Origin of the sequence: Nonomuraea sediminis, assembly GCF_018531495.1 — a bacterium.
Lineage (GTDB): Bacteria > Actinomycetota > Actinomycetes > Streptosporangiales > Streptosporangiaceae > Nonomuraea > Nonomuraea sediminis.
This window is the reverse complement of record NZ_JAHDTI010000005.1, coordinates 53,680-66,309: the sequence shown is the minus strand read 5'-3', so window position 1 is coordinate 66,309 and position 12,630 is coordinate 53,680. Positions and strand designations below refer to the sequence as shown.

The 12,630-nt window shown below is 68.1% G+C and carries 13 protein-coding genes and 1 pseudogene; 9 read left to right on the top strand and 5 right to left on the bottom strand.

Annotation, left to right across the window (positions count from 1 at the left end):
- The first annotated feature begins 45 nt into the window (after positions 1 to 45).
- Positions 46 to 660: a LysE family translocator gene (locus KIK09_RS24835; RefSeq protein ID WP_214321740.1), complete on the top strand. Its 615-nt coding sequence runs from the start codon at positions 46 to 48 to the stop codon at positions 658 to 660.
- A gap of 57 nt (positions 661 to 717) precedes the next feature.
- On the opposite strand, the gene KIK09_RS24830 is transcribed toward KIK09_RS24835, so the two are convergent.
- Together KIK09_RS24830 and KIK09_RS24825 are read right to left on the bottom strand one after the other, a co-directional pair.
- Positions 718 to 1,275 carry a dihydrofolate reductase family protein gene (locus tag KIK09_RS24830; RefSeq protein WP_214321739.1) on the bottom strand — a complete coding sequence of 186 codons (558 nt, stop codon included), beginning with the start codon at positions 1,273 to 1,275 and terminating at the stop codon, positions 718 to 720.
- A gap of 81 nt (positions 1,276 to 1,356) precedes the next feature.
- Positions 1,357 to 2,025 carry a YqeB family protein gene (locus KIK09_RS24825; protein ID WP_214321738.1) on the bottom strand — a complete coding sequence of 223 codons (669 nt, stop codon included), beginning with the start codon at positions 2,023 to 2,025 and terminating at the stop codon, positions 1,357 to 1,359.
- 336 nt (positions 2,026 to 2,361) lie between these two features.
- On the opposite strand from KIK09_RS24825, the gene KIK09_RS24820 reads away from it, so the two are divergent.
- From KIK09_RS24820 to KIK09_RS24810, 3 genes are all read left to right on the top strand, one after another.
- On the top strand, positions 2,362 to 3,081 hold the full coding sequence (locus KIK09_RS24820; RefSeq protein ID WP_214321737.1) for a hypothetical protein: 720 nt from the start codon (positions 2,362 to 2,364) through the stop codon (positions 3,079 to 3,081).
- Between the two features lie 276 nt (positions 3,082 to 3,357).
- On the top strand, positions 3,358 to 3,534 hold the full coding sequence (locus KIK09_RS24815) for a CsbD family protein (RefSeq protein WP_214321736.1): 177 nt from the start codon (positions 3,358 to 3,360) through the stop codon (positions 3,532 to 3,534).
- Positions 3,535 to 3,567: 33 nt separating this feature from the next.
- Complete coding sequence (locus tag KIK09_RS24810) at positions 3,568 to 4,227, top strand: HAD family hydrolase (protein WP_214321735.1); 660 nt, start codon at positions 3,568 to 3,570, stop codon at positions 4,225 to 4,227.
- Between the two features lie 328 nt (positions 4,228 to 4,555).
- Here the strand turns inward: KIK09_RS24810 and KIK09_RS24805 are convergent, their stop codons facing one another.
- A complete protein-coding gene (locus KIK09_RS24805; RefSeq protein WP_214321734.1) occupies positions 4,556 to 5,851 on the bottom strand; it encodes an APC family permease in 1,296 nt (431 codons plus the stop codon).
- A 127-nt stretch (positions 5,852 to 5,978) separates the two neighbouring features.
- Between KIK09_RS24805 and KIK09_RS24800 the strand changes: the two genes are divergently transcribed.
- The 4 genes and pseudogenes from KIK09_RS24800 to KIK09_RS24785 form a co-directional block, all read left to right on the top strand.
- Positions 5,979 to 6,881 (top strand): alpha/beta fold hydrolase, encoded by a 903-nt coding sequence (locus KIK09_RS24800; RefSeq protein ID WP_214321733.1) that lies wholly within the window; start codon positions 5,979 to 5,981, stop codon positions 6,879 to 6,881.
- Between the two features lie 60 nt (positions 6,882 to 6,941).
- Positions 6,942 to 8,339 (top strand): hypothetical protein, encoded by a 1,398-nt coding sequence (locus KIK09_RS24795; protein WP_214321732.1) that lies wholly within the window; start codon positions 6,942 to 6,944, stop codon positions 8,337 to 8,339.
- Positions 8,340 to 8,387: 48 nt separating this feature from the next.
- The gene (locus tag KIK09_RS24790; RefSeq protein ID WP_214321731.1) at positions 8,388 to 8,840 is read left to right on the top strand and encodes a MarR family winged helix-turn-helix transcriptional regulator; all 453 of its coding nucleotides are present in this window, start codon (positions 8,388 to 8,390) and stop codon (positions 8,838 to 8,840) included.
- A pseudogene (locus KIK09_RS24785) lies at positions 8,809 to 8,970 on the top strand (daunorubicin/doxorubicin resistance ABC transporter ATP-binding protein DrrA); the annotation flags it as partial. The gene KIK09_RS24790 and the pseudogene KIK09_RS24785, both read left to right, overlap by 32 nt.
- A 398-nt stretch (positions 8,971 to 9,368) precedes the next feature.
- On the opposite strand, the gene KIK09_RS24780 reads toward KIK09_RS24785, so the two are convergent.
- Complete coding sequence (locus KIK09_RS24780; protein WP_214321730.1) at positions 9,369 to 9,926, bottom strand: hypothetical protein; 558 nt, start codon at positions 9,924 to 9,926, stop codon at positions 9,369 to 9,371.
- Positions 9,927 to 10,119: 193 nt separating this feature from the next.
- Positions 10,120 to 10,389, bottom strand: a complete 270-nt coding sequence (locus tag KIK09_RS24775; protein WP_214321729.1) for a GntR family transcriptional regulator — start codon at positions 10,387 to 10,389, stop codon at positions 10,120 to 10,122.
- Between the two features lie 1,077 nt (positions 10,390 to 11,466).
- Between KIK09_RS24775 and KIK09_RS24770 the strand changes: the two genes are divergently transcribed.
- Positions 11,467 to 11,625: an SAM-dependent methyltransferase gene (locus KIK09_RS24770; RefSeq protein ID WP_214322146.1), complete on the top strand. Its 159-nt coding sequence runs from the start codon at positions 11,467 to 11,469 to the stop codon at positions 11,623 to 11,625.
- Positions 11,626 to 12,630: the final 1,005 nt, after the last annotated feature.

Below are 12,630 nucleotides of genomic sequence, written 5' to 3'. Positions count from 1 at the left end.
ATTGTGGCGGCAGGGTTCACTCATGACCAAACCAGGGACGCGGCAGTGAGCCTCGCATTCCTCCTGACCACGCTGATCGTGGTCGCCACACCGGGCACGGGAGTCGTCTACACGCTGTCGGCCGGGCTCTCCCACGGCCCCCGGGCGAGTCTGATCGCCGCGATCGGCTGCACGCTGGGCATCGTCCCGCACATGCTGGCGACGATCACGGGACTGGCCGCGCTCCTGCACGCCAGCGCCCTCGCCTTCCAGGTGCTGAAGTACCTCGGCGTCGGCTATCTGCTGTACATGGCCTGGACCATGCTGAGGAGCGAGACCGCGATCACCGTGGAGACGCGGGCCACGGCTCGCCCGCCGGCCGGGCGGGTGATCGTGAGCGGTGTCCTGATCAACCTGCTCAATCCCAAGCTGACCATGTTCTTCGTGGCGTTCCTGCCGCAGTTCGTGAGCGCCGGCGAGCCGGACTCCCTGCCCAGGATGCTGGAACTCAGCGCGGTCTTCATGCTCGCCACCCTCGTGGTCTTCGCCGGCTACGGCATCTTCGCCGCCGCCGTGCGCAACCACGTGATCTCGCGCCCCCGCGTGATGACGTGGATCGCCCGGATCTTCGCAGGCTCCTTCCTCGCCCTCGGCGCGAAACTCGCCTTCACCCAGCAGTAACCCCGTTCACACCTCCTCCCCCGCAAAGATCATGCTGCGCACCGGGGGTGCGGGCGGTCATCGGGTGGGTCTGCCGTACCTGGTGTAGACGGCGGCGCCGGACTGCTCGGCGGACAGGCAGCGCAGGTGGGCGGGGGTGTCCGCGGCGGGGAAGAGGCGCTCGCCGGTGCCGAGGACGGTGGGGAAGGTCAGCAGGCGGTACTCGTCGACGAGGTCGGCGGCCATCAGCGCGCGCACGACGCTCACGCTGCCGGTGGTGATCACGTCGCGCTCCTCGCGCTTGACGGCCTCGACCAGGTCGCCGTCGATGACCTGGGAGTTCGCCCACGCCGAGGTGTCGGTCAGCGTGCGGGTGGCCACCAGCTTGGACAGGGCGTTCATCCGCGCGGAGAACGGGTCGTCGCGCCCGGGCCACAGCCTGGAGAACAGCTCCCAGGTCGTCCGCCCGAGCAGCATGACGCCCTCGTCCATCATCCTGCCGAGCCGGAACTTGTCCCCGGCCACCGTCTCGGGCCCGTGACGGAACGCCCAGCCGCCGCCCGGGGTGCCCGCCGAGCCGTCGGGGTCGGTGACGATGCCGTCCAGGGTGATGAACTGGATCACGATGACGCTCATGACGAGGTTCCCTTCGATCGATGCTCACGCGTACATACCGGCGGCATCGGCCCGACTCATCGAGCCCGTGGAGGGAATCTCTCAGGGAGTGCGCCAGTACTGGCGCTTGTCCTTGTCGCGCACGAAGACGCCGAATCTGGACAGCTCCTTGCGCAGCTCCCTGAGGTCGTCCTTCTTGCCCGCCTTCAGCGCCTGCTCGCGGGCCGCGAAGACGGCGTTCGCCCCCTCGGGGAGGCCCGAGGCGTCGGGGACCCAGAGCCGGTAGTCGCCCGCGTGCGGGTCCGCGTCGGCCCAGCCGTACCCGTGACCGGTGAAGGCCCTGGACAGGCTTTTGGCGCTCAGGTCGGTCTCCTCCCTGGCCAGCTCCGTGCCGTGGCGGCCGAGCAGGACGAGCTGCTTGCCCTCCTTGAAGGCCAGCGTGAGCTCGTCGCGCTCGACGACCTGGGTCTCGTCCCTGGTGGTGATCGTCACCTGGGTGTCGGAAACGGCGACGGTGATCGACTCGTGCAGCGCGGTCAGGGCGAGCAGCACGCCCGCCACGACGCCCACGGCTATCAGGCCGAGCGTCACCCACGGCTCGGGGAAGGAGTTGAGCAGCCTGGCAGGGCCCTGGAACGGCGCCCACGGCAGGGTCACGAACCACCGTGCCACCAGCCGCACCAGCCAGCCCACCACGGCGCCGCCGCCGACGCAGACCACCAGCACGACCGTGGCCGACTCGCGGACGACGGAACGCTCACCTGCCTTCATGACCTACGTGTCTATCGCGACCGGGCCCCTCGCCGCGTCGCCCGGCGCCGAATCGAAGACCAAAGTATGAACTTCCATACCTAAGGCGCGCCTGGCACCCGGAGTACTACCCGCGCTTCGGGTTCACGCGTGCCTCCGCCCACGGGATCAGGGTGAGCTTCGACGTTCCCGATGAGGCGCTGATGGTCCTCGTCCTTCACGGACCCGCTGCCCGCCGGCACGATCGGCTACGCGGCCCCGTTCGGGATCGAAGGGTGAACATTTCGGCAGCTCAGGAGCCCCAGCCCTTTGGGTTGTGACGGTTTGGGCGGATGATGGAATCCGGGGGTGATTCACGTGAAAGAGAATCACGACTTTCGCTGGGCCGGCATAGCCGGAGTCGGATCCCTGGTAGTGGCCATCATCGGCCGGCTGGTACTGGGGAACCTACCGCGGATCACCGACACGCCGATGACCATCGCGGCATACCTGGCGCAGTACCGGTCCCAGGTACTGATGGCGGCGTTGTTGTTCGCCATCGCCACGGTGCTGTTCCTGTGGTTCGGGGTCGGACTGTCCCATGCCTTCCGGCGTGCCGACGAGACCAGCGACCTGCCCGCGCTGGTCATGGCCGGGTACATCCTGGTCTCGGCGATCGGGTTCATGGGGATCTCCGTCTTCGCGGGGATGACGTACGCGGTGAGCGTGCACAGACCGCTGCTGCTCATCGCGGCGGGGCCGTACACGGCGCTGGTGGTCGTGGGGGCGATCACGGGTGTCGCGGTGGCGGCGACGTTCGCCGTCACCGGCTGGGCCATCATGCGCGGCCACGTCCTGCCCATGTGGATGGGCTGGTGCGCCATGGTGGTGGCCGCGGTCAGGCTCCTGGCCGCGTTCGCGGTGGGGAGCACGGGCGGCGTGCTGGCACCTGACAGCCCGGTCATCGCCATCATCGCGGGCGTGCTGACCGCGCTGTGGGTCCTGGCCGCCAGCTGGCTGCTCATCCGCGAGCAGCTCGAGATCCCCGCCGGGGGAGCGCGTCCTGCCATGGGTGGTCCTGCCATGGGTGGCACCTGAACACCCGTCCTCGCCGTCTCGTGCCAGCCGACGCACATCGGCTGGTGCGGGAGGACGGGAGGGGAGGTCTTACCCCTACGGGGAGGGATCGCGGTCGCACGGGTGATCTACGGTGATGCCATGATGATCACTGAGACGCCCGGCTGCGGCAACTGCGACTGCTACCTCGACGAACTCGCTCTGCGGGAGCTGACGGTCGACGACTGAACCGGAGGTCGGTCGGCGCACGCCTCGGATAGAGATCGGTTCTGACCGATTCACCCAACGGGGGACGCCGTGGGCATCTACAAGAAGATCGCCATCAAGACAAAGGAACTCAAGGGCAAGGCCAAGAAGAGGGTCGCCCGTGAGACCGGCGACAAGGAACTGATGGTCGAGGGTCACCTCGACGTGGCCGAGAGCAAGGTGAGGCAGGCGGTCGAGAAGGTCAAGAAGGCCGTCAAGCGTCGCTGACACACCTCCGCCTGCCGGGCATGATGGCCCACTGTGATCCGTACTGTGGCCATCGACGTCGACGACACCCTCTGCCTGACGGAGGCCGTCTGTTTCGAGCTGGAGAACGAGGTCCTCGCGCGCCTGGGGCGGCGCCCGATGTCGCGCGAGGTCCACGTGGCGACCTGGGGGCAGCCCCTGCTGGAGGCGATGCGTGAGCGCTCGCCGGGCGTCGACCTGGAGGCGTTCGCCGCCGCCTACGACGGCGTGCTGCGGCGGTACGTGGCCGCCGGGCTGCTCGACGCCATCCCGGAGGAGAACCTGGCGGCCATCGACCGGCTCGCCGCGGCCGGCCGTACCGTCATGCTGCTCACCTCGCGCACCGGGGCCGAGATGGCGCACCTCATGGCCCCCGACCACGCGCTGGCGGGGCGCGTGCACGCGGTCTACCACGCCGGCAACACCCGCTTCCGCAAGCCTGACGCGCGGGCCTTCGACGAGCTGCTCGGCGCGGCCGGCCTGCAGCCGCGGCAGTGCGTGTACGTCGGCGACTCACCCGGCGACGCGCAGGCGGCCAACGGCGCGGGCCTGGGCTTCATCGCCTGCATGCAGAGCGGCCTCAGGCGGCCCGCCGACTTCCACCCGTACCGTGTCGACGCGTTCGTCGACACCTTCCCCGACACGGTGGAGGCCGTGAGCCGCCTGGACACGTGAGGGCCTCGTCTCGCCCCCACGGGGACGGGGGTCGCAGACTCGCCGCTCCGAGACGAGGCCCGATGACCTCCGGCCGCCTTGCTCCGGCCGGAGGTCGTGTCCCGGGATGTCGCGTCGCGGCTGAGCGGGCCCACCAGCATGACTTCGGCGATCTCAGAGGTCCGACCCGGGGGAGTCGGGCTGGTCCGCGGTGCGATCCGGGTAAACGTGACGGTAAGTCTCCGCGCGAGCACCGTCACGTGTTTCCCGCGGTAACATATGTACCGTTTTGGCAACTTTGTGAGGTTCGCTCACTTTCGGGAACGCCGCCTTACCGGATTCGCCCGGGCTAGGGCGCCCCAGGTAGCGGGCCCGCCCGGTGGGTGTACCTGTATTTCCAGCCGAGATCGAGCGCGATGCTGACCGCGAGGATCACGAGCAGCGTGAGGATCGACGCGGGCTCGTGGATGAGCGTGGTGAAGATGAAGGTCAGCAGGACGGCGCCGGCCGTCCCGACGGCCAGCGCCAGCATGACGACGTTCGCGCCGGTCTGGGCCCGCACCCGGAAGTGCGCGATCGTGATGAACATGAAGACCAGGAGCGCGACGGCGCTACCGATGGAGGCGATCGCGTCGAGGTTGAAGGCCAGGGCGAGCACGATGCAGATCGCCGTCACGATCAGGAGCCCGGCCGATGCGCGCCCGCCGAGCCTGCGCGCCATCAGCGGCGGGAACTGTCTCGTCTGCGCGAGCCGCTCGCACAGGCCCGGTGCCGGATAGAGCCCGGCGTTGGTCGCGCCCGCGGTGGCGAACAGGGCGGTCACGCTCATCATCCAGTAGCCGGCCGCGCCCAGTGACGGCTCGGCGGCGACGGCGAGCGCGGTGCCCCCGGAGGCGATGACCTGCTCGGCCGTGAGCGTGCCGAACACGCCCACCGCGATGGCGACATAGATGACGGTGGCTATTCCGAGCGCGAGGAACATGGCCTTCGGCAGCTGGCGCCCGGGATCGGGGAGATCCTTCGCCGTGAAGGTGATGATGCCGAATCCCAGGAACGCGAAGAACGTCAGCGCGACGCTGGAGACGATGTCGCGGAACGGCGGGTAGCCGGACGGCGCCAGCAGCGACAGCTGCATGTTGGCGATCGTCACCACCGCGAAGATGACGAGGATCCCCAGCACGACGTACACGATCACCGTCTGCGCCTTGGCGACCAGCTTCGAGCCGACGATGTTCACGGCCGTCATCGCGAGCAGGATGAGCACGGAGAACGCCTTGGCCCAGCCCGCGTTCCCGCCGGCGAACATGGCGCTCGCGTAGCTGCCGAACGACACCGCCACCATCGCGGTGACGATGGCGTTGGCCACGTAGATGAGCCAGGCGGTGACACCGGTGACGTGGCCCTCGCCGAAGCCTTTGGCCACGTACTCGAGCAGGCCTCCCGCGGAGGGGTACTTGGCGCCGAGTTTGGCGAACGAGTAGCCCTGCAGGATCGCGACGATGCCCGCCAGGACGAAAGAGAGCCACACGGCCGAGCCCGCCACCTCGCCGGCGGCGCCGAGGAGCGCGAAGATCCCGGCTCCCACCATGGCGCCGACGCCGATGAACGCGGCCTGCCGTACGGTGAACGTCGTTTGCGATGACATCAGGGCTGCCCCCCTCTCTGGCACAGCCGTCGTTCCGGCGTCCCAGATTCGTCGTCGGATAGATGATTCCCGCAGGCAGAAGGGGATACACCGACGGGGGAACCAGCGGCGAGGAGATGGGGTGGGCATGGGCGAGGAGATCGCGCGGAATGTCGGGCCGGGCGGTATCGAGGTGGCCTACGAGCGGTTCGGCGATCCGGCGGATCCGCCCGTGCTGCTGATCATGGGCGGCGGCGGGCAGATGATCAACTGGCCGGAGGGGTTCTGCGCCGAGCTGGTCGATCGCGGGCTGCAGGTGATCCGGTTCGACAACCGGGACGCCGGCCGGTCGTCCCACTTCCCTGACGCGCCCGTGCCGGACATCCAGGCGGCGATGGCCGGGGACGTCTCGTCGGCGTCCTACACGCTGTCGGACATGGCGGCCGACGCCGTGGGGCTGCTCGACGCGCTCGGCCTCGACAGCGCCCACCTCGTCGGCCTTTCCCTGGGCGGCATGATCGCCCAGACGATCGCGATCGAGCACCCCGGCCGGGTCCTGTCGCTGACGTCGATGAGTTCGACCACCGGCGACCCCGCGGTGGGCCGGCCGGACTTCGCCGCGATCGGACCGCTGGGGGCGCAGCCGGAGGACCGCCAGGGCTACGTCGAATGGCAGGTGCGCGTCCTGCGGGCGGTCGGCTCCCCGGCGTTCGCCTTCGACGAGGCCGCGGTGGCCGCCCGGGCGCGACAGGCCTACGACCGCGGGCTCGACCCCCTGGGCCTGATGCGGCAGAGCGTCGCGGTCCTGGCCTCGGGGGATCGCACCGCACGGCTGCGGCGGCTGCGGGTCCCCGCCCTGGTGATCCACGGCACCGCCGACCTCATGATCGACGTCAGCGGCGGCCGGGCCACGGCGGCGGCCATCCCCGGCGCGAAACTGGTGATCATCGAGGGCCTGGGCCACAGCCTGCCCAGGGAGCTCTGGCCCGAGTTCGCCGCTCACATCGCGGACCTCGTCGATGTCACGGAAACGACAACGTCCACCACCTGACGTGGTCGCGCATGCGGTGGATCAGTAGGCTCTGCCTTCGATCACGGACGGGGGGTCATCGTGGTTCAGCCGCCACCGCCTGGGCAGGGGGCCTGGCCGCCACAGGGCGGGCCGTACCAGCACTATCCGCCGCCGCCGCAGTATCCACAGCCCTACTACCCGCACCAGCGGTACGGCCCGCCGCCGAAGAAGCCGAAATGGCCATGGTTCCTCGTGATCGGGCTGGTGCTCGCGCTCGTCGCCGCGGCCTGCGTCGTGCTGCTCCCGCGCCTCCTGTCGCCCAGGTCCACGCCGACCATCGCCACCGGCGAGGACGCCACGGGGAAGGGCGGCGGCGAGCTCAAGAACGTCCCACGCAAGGGGTACGGCGAGCAGAGCGACGGCGTGGCCGACCCGGCACCGCTGGTGGAGAAGGAGAGCACCACGCAGGTACGGCACGCGGGCGCCCCCGTCATCCCGGCGTGCACGCTGCTGACGTTCGCCGACCTGGCGGGCAAGGGGCTGAGGCTGTTCCCGAACCCGCTGGCCGGGCCGTACTCGCGCGCCTACTTCGACAACCAGGGCACGGGGCAGGTCGAGCGGGGCAGCGACCTGTTCGTGCCGATCAGGCCGTCCAACTCCTGCAGCTACGGGCTGGAGCCGAAGAACTCGGTCAGCATGGACGTCTTCCAGGAGAGCTACACCAACCCCGGCGCGATGGTCTACAGCTTCGACAGGTACCGGCCCAGGCCGTCGATCGGCGGGGTGAAGGTCCTGCAGAGCAGGAGCTCTGGCTCCGACATGGGCTCCTACGCGCTGCGCCTGGGGCGGACCGTGGTGTCCGTGCACACCTCGCTCCCCGAGCCCGCGAGGAGGAAGGTGCTCAGGATCATCGCCGCGAACCTGCAGCGGCGCACCGCCCACCCGATCGGCAACCCGGCGCTGAGCTACGACAGCCCGCTGCTGCCCGCCCAGCCCGCCTCCGCCTGCGCGCTGACCAGGGCCGCGGACTTCCGCGCGGTCTTCAACCGGCCGGCCGCCCCGTTCGTCGAGGAGGACCTGGCCACCGCGGTCGGCCGGGTGGACTTCAGCATCAACACCGACATCAAGGACAGGCAGCAGTACGCCTACGTCGAGACCACCTGCAAGCGCTTCACCGGCGACGACTCCGTCGACCGCTACGTCCTGACCGCCAACGTCACCAGCTACACCGCGGACGCCGCCGCCGCCAACAACCTGCACTTCGGCAAGGGCATCGACATCGGCAGGCCGGTGGGCCGTCAGGTGGGGGAGGAGGCGTACTGCGTCACCCGCAAGTTCGCCAGGTCGCCCGGCACGCTGGTGTTCAGGAAGGGCCGCTTCGTGGTGGCGCTGACGCTGTCCGACCCGAAGCAGCCCGAGGGCTCCGCCGACCCGATCCGGCGCTGCGGCCGCCTGACCGGGGTGGCCGGCCAGATGATCGGCCGGATGCGCGGTTGACCTGCCCGGGGTTCCCAATAGCTCGTTAGCAGAGCTAATGTGGTTGGTATGGGGACGGACGACCTTCCTGAGACTCTCGCGGGGCTCCTGTCCGGCATCCAGCGGCTGATGCGCCGCAACCTGCGCACAGGGGTCGAACAGCCGCCTCTGCGCGGCGCCGAGGTCGAGCTGCTGCGCCTGGTGCGCGCCAGCCCCGGCATCGGCGTCTCCGCCGCGGCGCGCGAGCTGTTCCTGGCGGGAAACTCGGTCTCCACCCTGGTGAACCAGCTCACCAGGCGCGGCCTCCTGCGCAGGGAGACCGGCCAGGACCGCAGGTCGGCCCGCCTGCTGCTCACCCCTGAGGCCGAGACGCGGCTGAACCTGTGGCACGAGCGGCGGATCACGCTGGTCAAGGAGCAGTTGGAGCTGCTGGCCGTACAGGACAGGGACGCTCTGGAAGCCGCGATCCCCGCACTGCGCAGGCTCGCTGATGGTTTGGAGGCGACTCTCGTTGAGCGATGACGCGCTGACCTGCACCGGCCTGCGTTACTCCTTCGGCAGGACCGAGGCCGTCGCCGGCCTGGACTTGACCGTGGCCCAGGGGGAGATCTTCGGCCTGCTCGGGCCGAACGGGGCGGGCAAGCCCACTGCTGGATTGTGACGCCTTTGATATGAACCGCATTGGGGTTTGACCTGAGTAAATGAGCTACTTCGCGAGGGCGTTGACGGATCGTTGCGGTGGTGCTGATCTCGTGGGCAAGATCACGGTCCGGGGGCCATTACGCTGGTCCGCCAATGGAGGAGGGGCATCGCCCCTGCCCCCAGAACTACCCTCCTGGCCCCCGGAACGTGATCTTGGTGGGTCCCGCGAGATTGGCTCCGAAACGATCCGACAACGCCCGTCTCTTGCAGCAGGACCGCAAGAGGGCTAGAGCCTGTATGGAGTTGAGATCAGTGAGATTCGCCAGTGGCCAACGCGGACACGTTCTGGCGGCTGGCCAGACAGCGGCGAGGGGGCTGCCGGTTTCCTGGCCGGAGTCGCAGTCGGCCTTACAGGCGTCCGCGCCGGAATCCAGAGGGCAAGGCGCGTCTCCAGCCTTTGGTACGGCGAGCCCTCCAAGCCAGGAACACTTCCCGCCCGTCCTCCCTCACCATGAGGCTGCGCGCCAGATCATCGATGTGAGCATGTGGCGGCTCCTGGTCCATGAGGAACTGACTCATCTCCCTGTTGGGGCTGAACCCGGGGAGACGGCGGTCGCCACGCAGTCTCGCCGAGAGGCACTCGAAGGCGTCTCCGCCGAACGTCCAAGGCGCTAAAGCCCACACATCGGTGCGGCCCCTGAGGGCGTAGCGCATGTCCTCCGCCACCCGCTCGCGGAGCCTCTTGTCCACCAAGAGACCAGCGTCAGCGGCGGTCTCTTTAATGAGCGTCCTGCATCGGTCGTGGCCAGCAGGCCACTCCCTCAACTCGATCAGCTTCTTACGCATCCCCGCGATGAGATCTCGCTGTGCCTGCCTCTCTTCAGTTCTCTGCGCGAGCCATGTCTGACCCCAATGTCCGGCATACCCCAACGCGGCACCGAGGATCGCCAACAGCGCTTCCTTCATGGAGACTTATTGTGAACCGTTCGCTGGCCTTCGCAGTGTGGCTTCGCTCGGTCGACGTCGTGGCAGCTCCAGCCGGAAGCGCGAACGGTGTACGTGGACTACGAAGTCGGGTTGTACACACGCAACCTAGAGCGGTCAAAGTCATCCTGGCCTGCGGGAACACGCAGGGCGTTGCCCGTGCACGCGTGTAGCGTTACCCCTGCGCAGGCGTACTAGGTGGGGAGACGAACGTCCCGCGTTGCGGCATGACGAACAAGATCCCCTCGTCGACCAGCACCTGGATTGCGCGCCGCACTGTAGTGCGCGCCAAGCCGTACTCCTGCACGAGTCGGGCTTCAGAGGGGATTGGACGGTTCGGCAACCAGTCGCCGCGCAGAATCCGCGCCTTCAGGATCGCTGCGAGCTGCTTGTACGGCGTGACGGGACCGTCGTAGTCGATCTGGTCATCAGGGCCAAACTCCATGGAGACGACGCTAGAAGTACTACTACTAAGCGCTCACTAGAGCTACGTATCTGTACGTAGCGATACCAGTAAAGTAGAGTGCCACGAAAAGAGCGAGCCCGCTCGGTGATCGCAACACCGAGCGGGCTCTGGGCACCGACCTACAGCAGAGGGCGGCACCATGACACTCAAGGTATCGGCTCGCGAAGATCATCTGATGTGCGACAGGAGGACTATCGGGTTCGCCATAGGGCGCGACGCCAGGGGGCAGTCGTGACCCTGGATCATTTGATCGCCTCATTCCCCGCCTGGGACATCCGCGAAGTTGGCCGGATCATCCTCGGGTCCGGCCCCTGCCCTGCCCCCGGGTGCAGTTGCCTCCGCACGCTGCATGCGCCCACGGCGGAAGGGCTGTCACGCCAGTTCGCCATATTGGACGTCCCGCATGGAGCGCGTCGGTGATGCATCCTCCATCCCTTCGCGTTCCGTACATCACGGCCTGGTCGGGCGAAGCGATGGCGCATAGCCTTGCCTTCCGTTACCACCCTGAGGCGGGCGGCCCGCGCCTTACCTACACCGACCCCCTACCCACTGACTGGATGTATGGGGTGTTGCGCACTCGCCACGGTCTCGGTCGGCAAGGGCAGCCACAATGGCTGCTCGTCAACGCATTGCGGCAATGGCGCTGCATGGAACACGGGTTGTGCCAGGTCTGCGGTGAGTCCGCCGCTGACTCTGCAATGGGGCACACATGGTGGCTACTGGTGGACGACGTGTCGCGGACGACACCGGACCGGGGATATACCAACGCTCCACCGACCTGCCCGTCCTGCATCCCCACGGCCCTCAAGCACTGCCCCAGGCTCCGCAAGGGTGCAGCCCTTTACACGGTGGCAGACGCCGAACCGTGGGCGGTCCTCGGACACGTCTTCCGGCCGACCCCTGCCGGGGATGCCGTCATTGCCGATCGCAACGTGAGGGTTCTGCTTGAGGAGTACGAGCGCCTGACCAGGACCCTGGCTCATCAGTTGATCGTCCTCTTGGACGGCCTTCGGCGCAGGCCGTTCCCGACCCTGGCCTGACGTTCGCGCGTCCGATCTGTCGCGTCCGGTCGGGGTGCTGGCGGTAGCGGTGCTGCATTTCATCGAGGCGCGCGACAAGCCGTACAAGATCAGCAAGCTGTTGATGGAGGCGGTGCCTCCGGGCTCGTATCTGGTGCTGACGCATGTGCTGACCGCGCCGGAGACGGTCGGATGATGCTGGTCTGCGGCATCCACTGGGCCAAGACGATCGAGGACAATCCGTGCCGCCGACCGTCGCCGGGACGTCTCCGGCGACTCTCGTACCCCTGTTGAGCAGGTGTCTCGGCGGGCAAGGCTAGATACGAACCGACGAACTTGGGCTCGGTGTGGCTCATCTGTGTGCGGATCTCCCGGAGCTACGGCCGGTATGGGTCGGGAGCGTGGGGGCCGGTCGCATGACCGAAGGTCACCCGTAGGGCGAACGCAGTGAGTGCAGCCGGCGCGCACGCGGCGGAAAGATGATCACGGACCGTCCCCGCGGTGGCGCCCGTAATGATCTTGGCCTGTAAGAGAACGGCGCGATAAGGGGTGCGGGCGGCCTGGCCGCTCCCGCCGGGACCGGCCTCCAGGCCGCATGCCCGGCGGGGAGGGCGGCCGGTTTGGCCGCCCGCGCGGGCCGCCGGAGGCGGTCCGCCTTGATTCTTATAAGAACAATTCGGCAAATACTCGGGTGGCTAAGTGGGCCGCGCCGTAAGTTCTTCGGGGGTTGATCTCTGTCAGTGACCGAGGTAGAGGTTGCAGGCGGTCTGAACAGAGCGGCCGGAAGCTGTTCGGAATCACTCTGCACTTTCGGCACGGCCGTTCAGGTACTCGATCAGCTGGACTTCGCTGCGCTTCAAGCGCTCACGCTCTTGTGGGGCGAGGCCAGCCAGAGCGTCCATGAGCACTCTTTTGCGCGGCACGTAGACCATCGATCCGCTGTAGATGCGGCAGCCGGAGCACCAGGCGAACCCGATACATCGTTCGTAGAAATCTGACTCGGCAGGGTAGTAGCGGTACTGGTACGAGCGCACTGGAGTGCGGCAGGTGGCGCATATCCGGTGGCCATCGCCAGGGATGGTGTCCCAGGTGCTGACCTTGCGCCAGCGCAGCGGGCCAGATGGTGCTCTTCAAGTCGCCATGCGAGGCAGTATGCCTCAGCGGACCGACCCCAGGTAAGTCCGGACGGCGCAGGGCTTGG